The sequence below is a fragment of the Couchioplanes caeruleus genome (assembly GCF_003751945.1).
In the GTDB taxonomy this organism is placed as follows: Bacteria; Actinomycetota; Actinomycetes; order Mycobacteriales; family Micromonosporaceae; genus Actinoplanes; species Actinoplanes caeruleus.
In genome coordinates, this window is the sequence record NZ_RJKL01000001.1 from 4,387,576 (window position 1) to 4,403,807 (window position 16,232).

Genomic DNA, 16,232 nt, shown 5'->3' on the forward strand with positions numbered 1-16,232 from the left:
GTGCCTCAGCCGCGTACCGGCAACGGCGGGCAGGTCTATGGCACGCCCGTGAGCAACCCCGAAGCCGGTTCCTCCGAGCCGCGACGCCCCGCTCCCGTGCCTCGATCCGGCCCGCCCGCCGCTCCGATCTCCGGCTCTGCGTCCGTACCGTCGGCTGCGGCGGTGCCGGTGAGGTCCGGTGAGGATTACGCAGGGCGGCCCATCTCTTCTTCGCCGAGTCCCGCGTCTGTGTCGGATGCGCCGGTATCGGGATCTCCCGTGATGTCGGGCGCGCCCGCCGGATCGCCCGGGACGCCGACGGCGTCAGGTGCTCCGGTGTCGGGATCGCCCGGAACGGCGGCGGTCTCTGGTGCCCCGGTGTATGGATCGCCCGGAGCGGCTGCGATGTCTGGCTCGCCGGTATCTGGTTCGCCCGCGACATCGGTATCTGGTTCGCCCGCGACGTCGGTGTCGGGTGAGCCGGCGTCTGATCCTTACGTGACCTCCGCTGGCTCGGGTGAACCGGGATCGTCGTCTCCGGCCTCCCCCACCTCGGCTCCCTCCTTCGCCCCCACCTCGTCGGCCTCTCCTTCCTTCGCCCCCGCCTCGGGCGCTCCGGCCGCGGCGGCAACGGAGCACCAGTCCGGCGACGCTGCGCCAGGCGAGCATGTTTCACGTGAAACGCCGGGTCGGGATGAGGACGATCCGCCGCTCGCCATGGAAGCGTTGCGAGCTGTGCAGATCCTCAATCCGAGCGGCGAGATCACCATGCCGCGGCCGGACCAACCGCGCGTCCTCTGCGTAGCGAACCAGAAGGGTGGCGTCGGCAAGACGACCACGACGGTGAACCTGGCCGTGGCCCTCGCGCTGCACGGAAATCGGGTGCTCGTCGTCGACCTCGACCCTCAGGGCAACGCCTCCACCGGCCTGAACGTGCCGCACCACGCCGGTGTGCCCGACGTCTACGACTGCTTGATCGACAACGTGCCGCTCGCTGAGGTGGCGCAGCCTGTCGAGGGCATCCCCAACCTGTTCTGCGTACCCGCCACCATCGACCTGGCGGGCGCGGAGATCGAACTCGTTTCGGTTGTTGCCCGTGAGTCGCGGCTGGCTCGGGCGATCGCCGCGCATCCGGAGAAGTTCGACTACGTCTTCATCGACTGCCCGCCGTCGCTGGGTCTTCTGACGGTCAACGCTCTGTGCGCGGCGCAGGAGGTTCTCATTCCGATCCAGTGCGAGTACTACGCGCTGGAAGGCCTGAACCAGCTCATCAACAACATCAACCTGGTCCGGCAGCACCTCAACCCGGTCCTGGACGTTTCTACGATTCTGCTGACCATGTACGACCGTCGAACGCGCCTGGCGGACGCGGTCGAGCAGGACGTGCGGAACCACTTTGGTGCGAAGGTGCTCGAGGCGGTGATTCCCCGCAACGTACGGGTATCGGAGGCACCGAGCTATGGCCAGTCCGTGATGACCTACGATCCGGGTTCGCGGGGCGCCACGAGCTACTTCGAGGCTGCTCTGGAGATCGCTATGCGCGGGGTCAACACGGGAGGCACGGCATGAAGAACCGTCCACGGGGTGGCCTCGGTCGTGGCTTGGGGGCACTGATCCCCACTGCGCCGCCGGCCAGTACGGCGGTTGTCGACGACACGCCGCCGCCACCTGCCGCGCCGGCTCCAACCCAGTTTTCGGCATCCGCGGAGCAGGTGCAGGCCTCGGATCCGACGCCGACGCCAGCTCCCGCCGTACCTGAGCCGGAGCCGGTAGACGACGGCCTGGCCCCTGTGCCGGGAGCGCGCTTCGCGGAGCTCGCCGTCACCGCGATCGTGCCGAACCCGAAGCAACCGCGTCACGTCTTCGATGAAGAGGCGCTCGAGGAGCTGAAGACCTCGATCCAGGAGGTCGGCTTCCTCCAGCCGATCGTCGTCCGCGACATCGGCGACGGCAGCTACGAGCTGGTCATGGGCGAGCGCCGCTGGCGCGCCGCCCAGGCGGTGGGTAAGGAAACGATCCCCGCGATCGTCCGCGAGACCCGCGACGACGCGATGCTTCGGGACGCGCTGCTCGAGAACATCCACCGCGCCAACCTCAACCCGCTGGAAGAAGCGGCGGCATACCAGCAGCTCCTCGACGAGTTCGGCGCGACTCACGAGGAACTCGCCCGCCGGATCGGACGCAGCCGTCCGCAGATCTCGAACACCATACGGCTTCTCAACCTCCCGGCACCGGTGCAGCGGCGCGTCGCGGCCGGCGTGCTGTCGGCCGGCCACGCCCGGGCACTGCTGGGCCTGGAAGACAGCGACGCCCAGGAGCAACTCGCGCTTCGCATCGTGGCCGAGGGTCTTTCCGTACGAGCCACAGAAGAACTGGTGTCGCTCGCCATCGCGGACGGGCCGGTGAAGAAGTCCGCACCGGCTCGCCGGGCCAAGGTTCACGCCCCGGCACTGAACGATCTCGCGGACCGGCTCTCGGATCGATTCGATACTCGGGTGAAGGTCGACATCGGCCGCAACAAGGGCAAGATCACGATCGAGTTCGCGACGGTGGACGATCTGGAGCGAATCGTCGGAATGATCGGCGTCGAGGACGAGGGCGGCGCTGGATCCGCGGACTGACGAAGTCCGGTCGGTTCGGAACCGATCAGGAGGACTTCTCGGAAAGCGCAACGAGGACGATCAGCCGCCGGTCGGCGGCGCTACGCGATGACGAACGGACAGGCACGTGATTCGGCGGATCACGTGCCTTCTTCATATCCAGCAATCTCCCGGCAGTCGCCCGTCGACGCGCTCGCTCTGTGAATCGATCTTGGAGTACCAAAGAGTTGCCCTGAGCGAGCGGCTCACTTGGGTGGAAGGTCTGCCCTCGAAGGTCGAGGCTCGCTGCGAGAGCTGACTCCACCTTCCATGAGACGGCCAGACCGGGCGGGCTCCGCCTAAATCGGTTCTGTCAGAACGATTCTCCTGGGATTTCAGTCCACCGAGATTTCTCGAACGACCGAAATCTCGACGCCGGAATTGGCCTGTTTTGGGGCCCGACCCGGAAATCAGACCTGACTTGCGATGCAACGTGAGAAGTGATCGCGTTGGCGGTGGCGGTGGCGGTGGCGGTGGCGGTGGCGTTGGCGTGGGGTGTGGGGTGTGGGGTGTGGGGTGTGGGCATAGGGCGGAGTAAGGCTGCAGCCGTAGGAAGTGTGTGTGAGCGGCCGCTCCGCTTGGGACTTTGATCCCTCGACCTCTGTCGCACCGCCTGCCTTGCCCGTGTCCACGGGATCGGCCCACGCGCGGGATGAATGCCCTTGGCGTTCCCAGCGGTGCGTTCTCGAAGCCGATGTCCCTATCCCGTACGGACAGTCTTTGAAGCGGATGCGCGGCCGCATTAGTTCGGAGTAGGCACCAGATTCGGCCGGCGTTGTAGGTCGGCTGACCCTTCATGGAGACTGAGCCCCGCACGAGCTCGCTTCAGCCCATGCCGGCACCGCGCCCTCTTCAAGCCGGTATCCACGCAGAGCCCGCTTTCAGTCCGTGCCCGGGGCCGAGCTCTCTTCTGTGCCGACTCCGCACCGAGCCGTCTTTGGGCCCGTGCCTGGCGCCGAGCTCTCTTTTGTCCGCGCAAGGGCCGAACCCTTTCCGCGGGTGCGCTTCCGGCCGGTACCGCGCGGAGCCTTCCTGGCCCGTGCCGCGCAGGGGTGGGTGTCCAGCGGTTCGCGGCTGTGCCGCGGGCCTCATTGAGCTTCGCCGCTCACAGAAGACTCGACCGTGCTTCGCAAGATTCCTCTGCCGCCCGCCCTGGAGAACAAACACGGCCTCTGGGTACCGAGAGCCGCCCTCGTGGCCGCCATCCGCCGGGTCCGGATCAACGCCGACCCCGACTCGGCCGCCAGCCGGATTCGATCCGGCTGGCGCCGCAGCGCTATTACCTGACCGTGTCGAAATGGGTCGAGCGGTCGGCGGCGCGGTGCTGGCGCCGGTCCTGAGTGCGTGGGACGGGTGAATCCCAACCCCCAAGTACGTGTGACTTGGGGGTTCCGGGCGTCCCGCGATCGCTGCAATCGGCGGTGCGGTCGTTTCACGTGAAACGCCGATCTGGCATCCTCTCCCGGAAACCGGAAACCGGAGGCCGGAGGCCGGAGACCGGAGACCGGAGACCGGAGACCGGGGATCTCGTTTCACGTGAAACCGACGCGCTTAGAACGGAATGTTCGGTGCAGCCACTCTTCACGGGTTCGGCGGCGGAGGTGGTGGGCTTGGGTGCTCCCGGCCGGGATGGCTAGGGGGCGCGGCTATGCGCCTTCGCGCACTGCGTCTTGCTGGCGGTGTTCCACGTGAAACGGCACCGACGACCAAGGCGTCGCCGTGTCGGCGGCAAGCTCCGGGATGCCACTTTCTCGCTCGTGCCCAACGAGGGATCCTCCATCGGAGCCGGGAGCCGGGAGCCGGGAGCCCGGGAGCCGGGAGCCGGGAGCCGGGAGCCGGGAGCCGGGAGCCGGGAGCCGGGAGCCGGGAGCCGGGAGCCGGGAGCCGGGAGCCGGGAGCCGGGAGCCGGGAGCCGGGAGCCGGGAGCCGGGAGCCGGGAGCCGGGAGCCGGGAGCCGGGAGCCGGGAGCCGGGTTTCACGTGAAACCGTCGACGGAATCATCCCTCGAGAGTTGAGGTGGTAGGACTCGGCGACGGGACCCTAGTCCGGTTCGAAGGCGAGCTCGGCCGCGGTCGAACGGGCCTACCGCAACCACTCCTCCTCGCCAGAGGCCCTGACCGGAGTCTCAACGGGAAGAGTCGAACGGCAAGACCTAGGGCGAGGGGTCGACGCGGGGACAGGGAGGTGGCTCAAAGGTGGCTCAGCAGCGCGTGGCCAAGGACGGAGAGTCGGAGCCGACGGGCCCGAGCCAGGAGGCGGCGGCTGGGTTTCCCAGGCAGGCCGGTAAGGGCTGGTTTCAGACGGGCCGGCGGGGCGGGCCCGGTGTGAAGCAGAAGCTTCTCGGAGCCGCTGATCGGCCGGCTCCCCGCCGTGATGACGGTGTTCTGATGGCATGTGCCGCGCAGGTGGGCCAAGCGGCGGGGAGGCGGCGTGCGGAGGCGAGGGATTGGTGGGCTGCAGTATCCACAAGGTGTGTGCAGGACTTGTTGACGATCCAGGGCTGGGCGTTTCACGTGAAACAACGCCGATGGGCTGCTGGTTGTCCACGGCGGTATCCACAGGGCCGGCACGCCTGTCACAAGGCGTTTCCCGTGAAACCGGGCGGGCTGTGGATAACTTCTGTGGATAACTTTGGGGACTTCGCTCCCCGCGCTTCTGGTGATGGATGTCTACTTCTGCGGCCTGCCTGACTCTGGGGATGGCGGGGCTTCGGGATCGGCTACAAATTGACCCGGGACAGTGTGTCGTCTCTGCACTAGGGTCGGCACGTGTCAGAGAACCCCTCCCGGCCTCCCGACCTCACTTCATGGCCCTCCTTCCCGTTCGAGGGCGACATGTGGGTCAAGCAGCTCGATCCGCCCGTGGACCTCGAGCATCCGCGTGACGGCGAGGATGCCGCCGACTGCGTCGCCTGCAACACCTCCGATGAGGCCTGCGTCTGGGTCAGTGAGCGCTGGCGTGTTCGGACCGCGGATCGACCGTCCGGACTGCCGATGGTCCTCGTCCTTGAATGCAGGTCGCACCTCAACCTCGGAGACCTTCCCAATCTCCTCGCCGCCGAGCTCGGCGTTATGACCGTCCGCCTCGAGCGGGCGATCCGCTCTCTCGACGGAGTCGCCCGGGTGGGCGTGGAGTGGTCTGGGGACGGATCGGCGCACCTCCACGTACGGTTCCTGGCGCGGCCCCAGGGGCGTCTTCAACTGCGGGGCGGCTTTCTCTCGCTCTGGAACGACATCCTGCCCGTCGTCCCAGAGGAGAGATGGCGGGAGGACCTTGCCCTCGTCGCGGCATGGCTTGCGGACTTCGGCGGCCGCGCGATTGCCGAGCCTCCGCACATCCATTGGCAGTCGCCGGCCACGTTCAGCGAGTCCGTGAACGCCTCTCCGCTGGAGGGTCCCGAGGCTGAGCCGACGGCCGATTCGGCAGACGACATCGCTAGGGGCCTGCGAAGGGTCGCAGGCGATGAAGCGGTGGTGGGGACTGAGTCCGAGCCCGGCCGGAATGACGGCTGCGCCGCAGGCGATGAAGCGGTGGTCGGCGCAGAGGTCAGTCTCGCTCGGAACGAAGGCTGCGCCGTAGGCGAGGAAGCGGATGTCGAGACCGAGAGCAAGGACGGTCGGAACGACGGTCGCGCCGAGGATGATGAATTGGCGGTCGGGACAGATGACGAGGGCGGCCGTGCCGAGGATGAGGAGGAGGCGGCCCAGACAACGGGCAAGGGAAGTGAGAGCGTCGACCGCGCCGGGGACGGTGAAGCGTCGGTGAGGGCAACCGGCGCGATGGTCGTCAACGACAGGCGGCCGTGACTCGCAGGGATAAGGGGCAGGGCGTCACGGCGGTCAACGGGTCAGGGCTCCAGAGACGACCCCGGGCAGGACAAGCCGGCATCGCCCGGCGAACAGGGCGCGGTGACGATCGGCGAGTCAGGCGCAAGCGCCAGGGTCAGCCGCTTCCGCGAGCAACCGCCCGCCCCACCAACGTCCCGAGCACCTTCCCGAAATCCAAACCGCCGGCTTGCACAGCCAACGGCAACAGCGACGTCTCCGTCATCCCCGGCGACACGTTGACCTCCAGGACATGCGGTACACCCTCCGCATCCACGATGAGATCCACCCGCGAAAGATCCCGCAGCCCCAAGGCCCGGTGCGCCGCCAGCGCCGTCGATGCCACCGCCTCGGCTACCGGTTCCGGGAGTCGTGCCGGGGTGTGCCACGTGGTCAGACCGGCCGTGTACCGCGCGGCATAGTCGTACACCCCGTTCTTCGGCACGATCTCGACCGGCGGCAGGGCGAACGGCCCCTCCCCCAGGTCCAGCACCGACACCGCCACGTCCATCCCCGACACGTACTTCTCGACCAGCGCCGTCGAGTCGTACGCGAAGCAGCCCACCATCGCCGCCGGGAGGTCGGCTGCCTCGCGGACGACGGAGGCTCCGAGGCCCGAGCCGCCCTGGGCGGGCTTCACCATCAGCGGTAGGCCGAGGCGGTCGGCGATCCGGTCCAGGACCGCGACCGCACCCAGCTCCGAGAAGCGGTCGTGCGGCAACGCCACCCAGTCGGGGGTGCGGATGCCTTGCTCGCGCAGCATCGACTTGGCCGACGGCTTGTCCCAGGCGAGCCTGGATGCCGCCGCCGTGCAACCGACGTACGGCACCTCGCACAGGTCTAGGACCCCTCGCAGTGACCCGTCCTCACCGGTCGCCCCGTGGAGGGCGATCACCACCGCGTCCGGGGGGTCGTCCCGGAGTGTCGGCAGCAGGGTCACGTCTGCGTCGCGCATCTCCGCGGACATGCCGACGGCTCGCAATGCGTCCAGGACCCGGCGGCCCGAGCGCAGCGACACGTCGCGTTCGTAGGACAGGCCGCCGGCGAGGACGAGGATGTGCGGTTCTGTGGACGTACCCATGGGAGTGATCATGCCAAGTCGGGGCCGGGAGCGTCCGCGGCGGCCGGGCCACGACGGCGGTGGGGGGTGGTCGGGCCGAAGACGGCTCGCATGGCGAGTTCTTGCTCCATCACGCCCGCGAGCCGGCGGACGCCTTCGCGGATCCGCGAAGGCGGTGGGAAGGAGAAGTTGAGCCGCATGTTGCCGCCGCCGGTGCCGTCCGCATAGAACCCGGTGCCCGGCACGTAGGCCACGCGGGCGGCGATCGCGCGCGGCATCATCGCCTTCGAGTCGAGGCCCTCGGGGAGGGTGGCCCACACGAAGAGGCCGCCGCCGGGGCGCGTCCAGGTGGTGCCCGCCGGCATCAGATCGGCGAGGGCGTCGAGCAGGGCGTCGCGACGTTCACGGTAGACCTCGCGGTACGTCTTGATCTGCTGGCGCCACGGCATGGTCGACAGATACTGCGTGACGGCGCCCTGGGCGAACGCGCTCGGGCACAGGATGTTCGCCTCGCTGGCCATGACGAGCTTCTCCCGTACGGCATGGGGAGCCAGGATCCAGCCCACCCGCAGCCCCGGCGCGAAGGTCTTGGAGAACGTGCTGAGGTAGAGGATGCCGTCGCGACGGCGGGCGCGCAGCGGCCGCGGCGCCTCACCCTCGAAGCTGAGCGTTCCGTACGGGTCGTCCTCGATCACCAGCAGCCGGTGCCGCTCGCAGATGTCGAGGATCCGCTCGCGCCGCTCGTCGGTGAGGGTGACACCGGCCGGGTTCTGGAAGGTCGGGATCGTGTAGAGGAACTTGGCGCGGCCGCCCGCTTCCGCGATGGCCGCCTCGAGTGCCTCGGGAATGAGGCCGTCGGCATCCATGGCCATGTGCCGCACCTGTGCCTGGGCGGCCTGGAACACGCCGAGTGCGCCGACGTACGTCGGGCCTTCGGCGAGCACCACGTCGCCCGGGTCCAGGAAGAGCCGTGCGACCAGGTCGAGCGCCTGCTGGCCGCCGACGGTCACCACCACGTCGTCGGGGGACGCGCCGGTGGAGGCGTCGATGCCGGAGAGCGCCATCACCTCGCAGATGCGTTCGCGGAGCTCGATCGTCCCCTGGCCGATGCCGTACTGGAGGCTGGTCGTGCCGAGCTCGGACGCGAGCCGTCCCATCATCTCGCCGACCGCGTCGAGCGGCAGCGCGGCGATGTACGGCGACCCGCCGGCGAGCGACACCACCTCCGGACGGCTGGCGACGGCGAAGAGGGCGCGGATCTCCGAGGTCGTCATCCCTCGGACGCGGCGCGCATAGCGATCTGTGTAGTCGTCTTGAGTTGTGCCAGTCATGCGTCAATGTTATGTGTGATGCTTCGAGCGTGGCACACCCGATGGAGTCCGATCCGCTCCCGTTCAAGGCGATTGCGGCGTAGGATCCGACCGGGGGCGCGGACAAGCACGTGATCAGGACCGTGCCGCGAGTCCGGAAAGCTCACCGATCTCAAGGGGTCCCGCCCATGTCGCGACGGCTGGTCAACCTGACCCTCGACACGCTCGAAGACCTGCCCCGGCCGTGCCGGGGCTGTGTCTACTGGGAGCTGGATCCGGTCTCCGCCGAGCGGGCGTGCGCCACCGGCGACCCCGGCCTCGAGAAGGAGGCGTGGGTTTCCCAGACGCTGTTGGAGTGGGGATCCTGCGGCAAGCTCGCGTACGTCGACGGGATGCCGGCCGGGTTCGTCATGTTCGCCCCGCCGGCGTACGTGCCCCGGTCGATGGCCTTCCCCACCTCGCCGGTCAGCGCCGACGCGGCCCTGCTGATGACCGCGCACGTGGTCGCCGCGTTCGCCGGAGGCGGGCTGGGCCGGATGCTCGTGCAGGGCGTGGCGCGCGATCTGACGAAGCGGGGCGTGAAGGCGATCGAGGCCTTCGGCGACGCGAAGTTCGGCGAGGCCGGCGAGGGCGAGGAAGGCTGCGTCGCGCCGGTCGACTTCTTCCTGTCGGTGGGCTTCAAGACCGTGCGCCCGCATCCGCGCTATCCGCGGCTGCGACTGGAGTTGCGGACGGCCCTGTCGTGGAAGTCGGACGTCGAGTACGCGCTGGAGAAGCTGCTCGGCTCGATGAGCCCGGAAACGCTGCTCCGCCCGGTCCGCCCGGTGACCGCGACGACCTCCACGGAGGGCTAGGGGTTGTTGCGGGACGCCAGGGCGAGCCGGAGCTGCCGCACGTCGATCGAGCCCGTGGGCACGTCCGCCTCGACCGGGTAGTACATCCGCTGCACCGCCGCGAGGATCGCCTCGACGAGCTGGTCCCGGAAGAGGGGATCCACCAGCCGCTCCCGGTCCACCGGGGAGGTGAGGTAACCCATCTCGACGTGGACGGCCGGCATCTGGGTGAGCCGCAGCAGCTCCCAGGTCTTGGCATGGGTACGGCAGTCCCGCATGCCGGTGCGGACGACGATCTCCCGCTGGACCAGGTTGGCCAGCCGCTCCCCCACCGTCGAGGTGGCGCCCGTGCCGGTGCCGAAGTGATAGGTCGAGACCCCGTCCGCCGCCGGCGACTCCTGCCCCTCGAGATGCAGGGAGATCAGCAGGTCCGCGCCGAGGCTGTTGGCCAGCGTCGCCCGCTCCTGACCGGACATGGTCTGGGCCGGCTTGGGGCCGCGGGTCAGGTGCACGCGCATGCCGGCGGCGCCGAGCCGGCCCTCGAGGCGGGCGGCGATGTCGAACACGAGGTCGGCCTCGGTCCAGCGCAACTGCCCGTCGGGCACGACGATCCCCGGGTCCTTCTCGCCGCCGTGGCCGGGGTCGATGACGATGGTCTTGCCGACGAGGCTGGAACCGGACTGCCGGAACGCCTCGGCCTCCCGCAGCCAGTTGGGTCGCCCGCCGACGACCTTGCGGCCGAGCCGGCGCAGCGCCTTCATGGTCTGCGGCCCGCACGAGCCGTCCGGCGTCAGGCCGACCTCCCGCTGGAACTGGGCGACCGCCCGGGCCGTACGCGGGCCGTAGATGGCGTCCGCCCGCCCGGTGTCGAAGCCCATCTCGAGCAACCGTTCCTGCAGGGCCCGGACGTCCTCGCCGACCAGTGACGTCGGCACGGAGTGGAACAGCGTGCGTGCGCCGAGCTTCCAGCGCGCACCGTCCAGCGCCGTCCAGGTCTCGGTGTCGACGACGCCGTCGGCGCTGAGCCCGCGGCTCTGCTGGAAGGCTCGTACGGCGGTTTCGGTCGCGTCGTCGAACTCGGTGCCGCCGATCTCCAGCAGGTCGAGCCCCACCAGGATCGACCGGATCTCCTCGACGGCCGGCCCGGTGTCTCCACGTCGGATCGAGCGCACGCGCGGCTCCCTAGAAGTGGGGAAGGTGAAGAGGGCAACCCCCGGAGCGTACCCCGCGGGGTTCCGGGCGGCCCGGCGTCGATGCCGGCTCCGTGCGTCGTCCTCCGACGGGCAACGCCCCGCATCCGACCGGGACGCGGGGCGTTGGGGAATTGCTGCTCAGAGGGCGGATTCGATGAAGTTCACCAGGGCGCCCTTGGGCTTGGCGCCGGCCACGGAGTTCACCGGTTCGCCGCCCTTGAAGAGGGTCAGCGTCGGCACCGACATCACCCGGTAGGCGCGGGCCGTCTCCGGGTTCTCGTCGATGTTGAGCTTGACGATCTCCACCTTGTCACCCATTTCGGTGGCGATCTCGGCGAGCAGCGGGTCGACCTTCTTACACGGTGCGCACCATTCGGCCCAGAAGTCGACAAGCACCACCTTGTCCGACTGCAGCACGTCACTCGCGAAGGTGGCGTCGGTGACGGCCTTGGTTGCTCCCACTAGGACCTCCAGGTCTACAGCTTGACGAACTACAGCTCGATGAACGATGCGATGAAGCGCTCGGCGTCCAGCGCGGCCGCGCAGCCGGTCCCGGACGCCGTGATGGCCTGACGGTAGGTGTGGTCGACGAGGTCACCGGCGGCGAACACGCCGGGAAGGTTCGTCCGGGTGCTCGGGTGGTCGACCTTGACGTAGCCCTCGTCGTCCAGCTCGATCTGGCCCTTGAACAGCTCGCTGCGGGGGTCGTGACCGATGGCGACGAACACGCCGGTGACGTCGAGAACCTTGGTCTCCCCCGTGTTCACATCGCGAAGGCGGGCGCCGACGACCTTGCCGTCGTCGCCGAGGATCTCCTCGACCGTGGAGTTCCACTCGACCTTGATCTTCGGGTTGTCGAGGGCCCGCTTCTGCATGACCTTGCTGGCCCGGAACGAGTCGCGCCGGTGCACGATCGTGACGCTCTCGGCGAAGCGGGTCAGGAACGTCGCCTCCTCCATGGCGGAGTCGCCGCCGCCGACCACGATGATGTGCTGGCCGCGGAAGAAGAAACCGTCACAGGTCGCGCACGACGAGACGCCGTGACCGAGCAGCTCCTGCTCGCCGGGCACGCCCAGCGGCCGCCACGCCGAACCGGTGGACAGGATCACCGCACGGGCGAAGTACTGCTTGTCGCCGACCCAGACCGTCTTGAGGCCCTCGGTGCCGGCCTCGGTCGGCTTGTCACCCAGCTCGACGCGGGTCGCGTCGTCGGTGATGAACTCGGCGCCGAACCGCTCGGCCTGCTTGCGCATGTTGTCCATGAGCTCCGGGCCCATGATGCCCTCGGGGTGACCGGGGAAGTTCTCCACCTCGGTGGTGGTCATGAGCGCGCCGCCCGACTGCACACCCTCGATGACCAGTGGCTTGAGGTTCGCCCTGGCCGCATACAGCGCCGCGGTGTAGCCGGACGGTCCCGAGCCGATGATGATCAGGTTCCGGACCTCGTCCACTGCCGACTCCTCAGTCTGGGGTTCGCCGGTGCCCCGGCGACATCGCACGCTAGAACGTCATCGTAGGAGAGCAACATTCCCGCACGTCATACTCCTGTGGGCCCCGGCATAGTGGGGGTCCTCACGACGGACGGGCGTCGGGTCAGCCTACCTTCACGGCCCCGAGCTTGTCGGCGCCGGAACCGGGCGTGCCGCAGTCGGCCCCGGCTGCCCAGACCCACGTCCCGTTGCCCGCGGTGAACCGCACGACCAGCGCCGGGGCCCCCTCGAAGCGCGCATAGTCGATGCCCTGCGCGGTGATCGCCCCGGCCCGGTTGGCCACGCCGATCGCATCGATGCAGGCCAGCAGCGCCTCCTGCACCCGCAGGCGCTGGAGCGGGTCGTCACCGCTGATCATCACGCCGGACCGGGGCTCCTCCGTCATGCCGCGTACTTTCTGCGACGCGTCGACCGCCGGCCCGACGGGCTGTGAAGCACCGGACTGCGCCGCGCCGGACGGTGGCGTGACGCCCTGTGTGCCGGGAGGTTGCGGCACGACGGTTGCCGCGGCGTCCTCCGGGCCGGTCAACGGCGCGGCCTGCGGGAGCGTCGCCGCGGTGTAGTCGATGCCGCTGGCCAGCATCCGAGCCGGTCCGGCCGGCAACCCGAACGCCTCCGACTGAGGCGCCGCCTGATCGGCCGCCGAACCCGCCGACGTGCTCGCCTCCTGCGTCTCCCCGCCACCGAACTGCGGGATGCCGAACCCCAGGAACGCCACCAGACCGGCGGCGATCCCGATCGGCGCGGCCCACCTCATCCGCCGGGCCCGCTTCCGGGTCGCCGTGGCTCGCTCATCCCCATCTTGTACGGCGACCAGGCGCCGGACAGGAGCAACACCGTCGCCACCCGGCTCCACGCGGTCGGCCCCGGAAGTGACACCGCCGACCTCCGCGCCCCCGGACCCGGCGTCGGCACCCACGGCTATCAGGCCGTCGCCGGCCGTCGCGCTCGCCTCGACGCTGCTGTCCGCCGCGCTTGCGTCGACGCCGTTCGTCGCCGTGCCTGCGTTGATGCTGTTGGCCGCCGCGCCTGCTTCGATGCTGCTGTTCGCCGCGGCCAGCGCCACGTCCAGTCGGGTGGCGACGTCGGCCGGCATCGGCTCCGGCTCGGCGCCCCACGCCCCGAGCGCGGCGGTCATGGCCTCGGCGGCGCCGGACAGCTCGGCGTGCGCGCGGCGCCAGGCCGGATGCCCCACGATCAGGGCGGAGACCACGGCCTCGTCCGGGGTGCCGTCCAGCGCGCCACCGACATAGTCGGCCAGCAGGTCGAAGTCGACCTCGCTGAACTCTGCCCCGGTCACGCCTGCTCTCCTCTGTCACCGGAGGCCGGAAGCGGCCTCGAACCCGGGAGCGGCACCGTCGCACCCGACCCCGATGAGACGCGCCCCGGACTGCCGGGGTTCCCACCGTGACCGTCTTCTCCCGCAGACTTTTCGAAGAACGAGTTGTTCATCGAACCGCTCGATCCCCGCTTCCCGGAAGCATTCGGCTCGGCTCCCGTTCGCAGGTGTCCCAGGGCCAGCGCCATGCGGGCTCGGCCGCGGGCGCACCTGCTCTTGATCGTGCCCTCCGCGACGCCCAGGATCTCGGCCGCCTCGACGACCGGGTAGCCCTGCACGTCGACGAGCACGAGCGCGGCGCGCTGCTCCGGCGGGAGTGCGGCCAGCGCGGCCCGGACCACAAGCGCGGTGTCGTGGTCCTGCGCCGGCGCGGCCGGTTCCGGGCGGCTGCCGAGCCCGCCGTCGTCGGTGTGCGTACCGTCCGGCAAGGGCACGGTCGGGTGGGCCTGGCGACGCCGCATCCGGTCGAGGCACGCGTTCACCACGATGCGGTGCAGCCACGTGGTGACGGCGGAGTCTCCCCGGAAGCGGGCCGCGCTCCGGTGCGCGGACAACAACGCGTCCTGGACGGCGTCGGCGGCCTCCTCACGGTCACCGATCGTGCGCAGGGCGACGGCCCAGAGGCGGTCGCGGTGGCGCCGTACCAGCTCGGTGAAGGCGTGGGGATCGCCGTCGACGTGGGCACGCAACAGCTCGGCGTCGGCCGGGGCAGAGCCGTGCGCGGCACCGAGTGCGTCGCCGGAAGTCACGCCAGCAATGTAGCCGAGGTGCGTCGGCCTCGCGCTGCCCGCCGGGGCGATACCCGCCGCGTCGCGGTCACTGCGAGGGCGCCGGCACGGAAAAGCCCTCCACCGCGGATGCCGGTGGAGGGCTTCGTGGACGATCCGGCTCGGATCAGTCGGCGGCGTACACCTGGATGTCGGTCACCTCGACCTTGAAGCCGCCCTCGCCGTCGTCGGCCGGCGGCAGGTCGCTGAGGAAGACCAGCAGGTACTGGAAGGTCTGGGTGCCGTCGGACACGGGGAAGATCGCCTTGGTGCCGGTGGTCTTGGGGGTGTCCTCGTCGCCGATCTTCTTGTAGGTCTTGACGATCTGGTCGTCGCCCGACCTGGTGTCGCCGGGGTCGTTCGGGCCCGTCCGGATGTCCATGGCGACGCCCGGCGCCGAGGCCTCGACCCGGATCTCGCTGACGTGGCGCGGCGAGCCCAGGTTGATCAGCACGCCCATGCCGTCCTTGAGGTTGCCGAAGTCGGAGCTCCGGAAGCGCTGCGTCTCCCAGCCCGTCTCCTTGTCCTCGTCGACGGTGAACTTGGCCTCGCCGGAGTCGTTGCCCTCGCCGTTGGGCGGGTCGACGATGCGGACCATGCTCTCGGTCAGCGCGATCTTCTTGAGTGCACCCTGCGGGCCGGAACCCGGGCCGCCCCCGTCACCGTTGCCCTGAGTGCCGCCCTGCGGCGCGGTGTTGGCCTGGGTGCTTCCGGGCGCCTGCTCCTTGCCGGAGTTGCTGATCGCCCGGATGCCGAAGACGAGGCCGATCAGCGCGATGACGACCAGAGCCGCGACGCCCACGACGATCTGGCGGGTGCTGCGGACCGGCTCGGCCGCGGTGCCCTGGGTGAAGCGCAGCGGCCCGGCCTCCTCGTACTCCTCGTCGGCGGCGTCGAGGCGGGCCAGCTCGGCGGTGAGCGCATCGGCCTCGGGGGCCGTGATGCCCTTGTCGAGCAGGTCCATGGTCAGATCGTCGAGATACGCCGGGACGCCGGCGCGGATCTGCCGGGGCGTGGAGGCGGCGCCGTCGCCGTCGCGCATGGCGTCGGGCAGCGCCGAGGTGCCGGCCTCCGCATGCGGCCAGCGCCCGGTCAGCGAGTAGTAGAGGATGCCACCGACCGCGCGGATGTCCGACTCGATGCTGTCGGCGGAGTCGGCCCGGGCGTCGGCCAGCACCACCCGGCCGTCGTCGGCGATCAGGGTCGTGCCGGGGTGCACGTTGCCGTGGACCATGCCGGTGGCGTGCACGGCGGCGAGTGCATCGACGATGGAGTGCGCGATCGCCGTGGCGCGCGCCGGGTCGAGGGGGCCTTCCCGCGAGACGAACTCGCGCAGCGCCTCGCCGTCGACCCATTCGCGGACCACATAGGCTCGGGTGCCCTCGTCGATGGCGTCGTAGACGCCGACCAGATTGGGGTGGATCACGCGGCTCGCGTCGACCGCCGCCTGGAGCATCTCGGCGGCGGACTCGCCGCCCGGATACCGGAGCACGACCGCGACAGGCCGCCGGAGGATGACGTCGATGCCCCGCCAGACCTGGCGTCCCGCACTGTCGTTGTTGACGTGCTCCTCGAGCTGGTAGCGCTCGGCCAGGATCTCTCCGACGGTGGGCGCACCGAAGGTCATGACCGGTCCGGCCTCGTCGGCCGCGGTCTCGTGGCCTTCGCCGACCTGGGTCACCCGACCTCCCTCGGTGGTCCGCACGTGTTGCCCCCGACCTTACCCGCCCACGCCCCAGGTCCCACAGGTCATCCCCGCGCCGGGCACCCGTCCGAGGCCGTACACGGGCGTGGTCCG

12 protein-coding genes are annotated in these 16,232 nt (G+C 69.9%); 4 read left to right on the forward strand and 8 right to left on the reverse strand.

The genetic code is table 11. The features are described 5' to 3' along the window. Nucleotides 1–477 precede the first annotated feature (477 nt). The 3 genes from EDD30_RS19640 to EDD30_RS19665 all read left to right on the forward strand — a co-directional run bounded on the left by EDD30_RS19640 (nt 478) and on the right by EDD30_RS19665 (nt 6,424). Nucleotides 478–1,548, forward strand: a complete 1,071-nt coding sequence (locus tag EDD30_RS19640) for a ParA family protein (protein ID WP_280526158.1) — start codon at nt 478–480, stop codon at nt 1,546–1,548. Then, entirely contained in the window at nt 1,545–2,600 is a 1,056-nt protein-coding gene (locus tag EDD30_RS19645; protein WP_071810285.1) for a ParB/RepB/Spo0J family partition protein, read from the forward strand. The genes EDD30_RS19640 and EDD30_RS19645 overlap by 4 nt, the downstream gene beginning before the upstream one ends. 3,011 nt (nt 2,601–5,611) lie before the next feature. After that, a complete protein-coding gene (locus EDD30_RS19665) occupies nt 5,612–6,424 on the forward strand; it encodes a hypothetical protein (protein WP_084557985.1) in 813 nt (270 codons plus the stop codon). Nucleotides 6,425–6,560: 136 nt separating this feature from the next. Here the strand turns inward: EDD30_RS19665 and EDD30_RS19670 are convergent, their stop codons facing one another. Both EDD30_RS19670 and EDD30_RS19675 read right to left on the reverse strand, forming a co-directional pair. Continuing rightward, nucleotides 6,561–7,523 (reverse strand): D-alanine--D-alanine ligase family protein, encoded by a 963-nt coding sequence (locus EDD30_RS19670; RefSeq protein WP_071810097.1) that lies wholly within the window; start codon nt 7,521–7,523, stop codon nt 6,561–6,563. Nucleotides 7,524–7,531: 8 nt separating this feature from the next. After that, nucleotides 7,532–8,833, reverse strand: a complete 1,302-nt coding sequence (locus EDD30_RS19675) for an aminotransferase-like domain-containing protein (RefSeq protein ID WP_071810096.1) — start codon at nt 8,831–8,833, stop codon at nt 7,532–7,534. A gap of 167 nt (nt 8,834–9,000) precedes the next feature. On the opposite strand from EDD30_RS19675, the gene EDD30_RS19680 reads away from it, so the two are divergent. Continuing rightward, on the forward strand, nt 9,001–9,666 hold the full coding sequence (locus tag EDD30_RS19680) for a GNAT family N-acetyltransferase (protein ID WP_071810095.1): 666 nt from the start codon (nt 9,001–9,003) through the stop codon (nt 9,664–9,666). Here the strand turns inward: EDD30_RS19680 and EDD30_RS19685 are convergent. The 6 genes from EDD30_RS19685 to EDD30_RS19710 form a co-directional block, all read right to left on the reverse strand. Further along, entirely contained in the window at nt 9,663–10,817 is a 1,155-nt protein-coding gene (locus tag EDD30_RS19685; protein ID WP_071810094.1) for an N-acetylmuramoyl-L-alanine amidase, read from the reverse strand. The genes EDD30_RS19680 and EDD30_RS19685 overlap by 4 nt on opposite strands. A gap of 159 nt (nt 10,818–10,976) precedes the next feature. Beyond that, a complete protein-coding gene (gene trxA / locus EDD30_RS19690) occupies nt 10,977–11,300 on the reverse strand; it encodes a thioredoxin (RefSeq protein WP_071810093.1) in 324 nt (107 codons plus the stop codon). A 29-nt stretch (nt 11,301–11,329) separates the two neighbouring features. Further along, entirely contained in the window at nt 11,330–12,289 is a 960-nt protein-coding gene (gene trxB / locus EDD30_RS19695) for a thioredoxin-disulfide reductase (RefSeq protein WP_071810092.1), read from the reverse strand. A 142-nt stretch (nt 12,290–12,431) separates the two neighbouring features. Next, nucleotides 12,432–13,628 (reverse strand): hypothetical protein, encoded by a 1,197-nt coding sequence (locus EDD30_RS19700; RefSeq protein ID WP_071810091.1) that lies wholly within the window; start codon nt 13,626–13,628, stop codon nt 12,432–12,434. After that, entirely contained in the window at nt 13,625–14,416 is a 792-nt protein-coding gene (sigM, locus tag EDD30_RS19705; protein ID WP_084557981.1) for an RNA polymerase sigma factor SigM, read from the reverse strand. Before sigM ends, EDD30_RS19700 begins: the two co-directional genes overlap by 4 nt. Before the next feature lie 145 nt (nt 14,417–14,561). Then, on the reverse strand, nt 14,562–16,115 hold the full coding sequence (locus EDD30_RS19710; RefSeq protein WP_071810090.1) for a protein kinase family protein: 1,554 nt from the start codon (nt 16,113–16,115) through the stop codon (nt 14,562–14,564). Nucleotides 16,116–16,232: the final 117 nt, after the last annotated feature.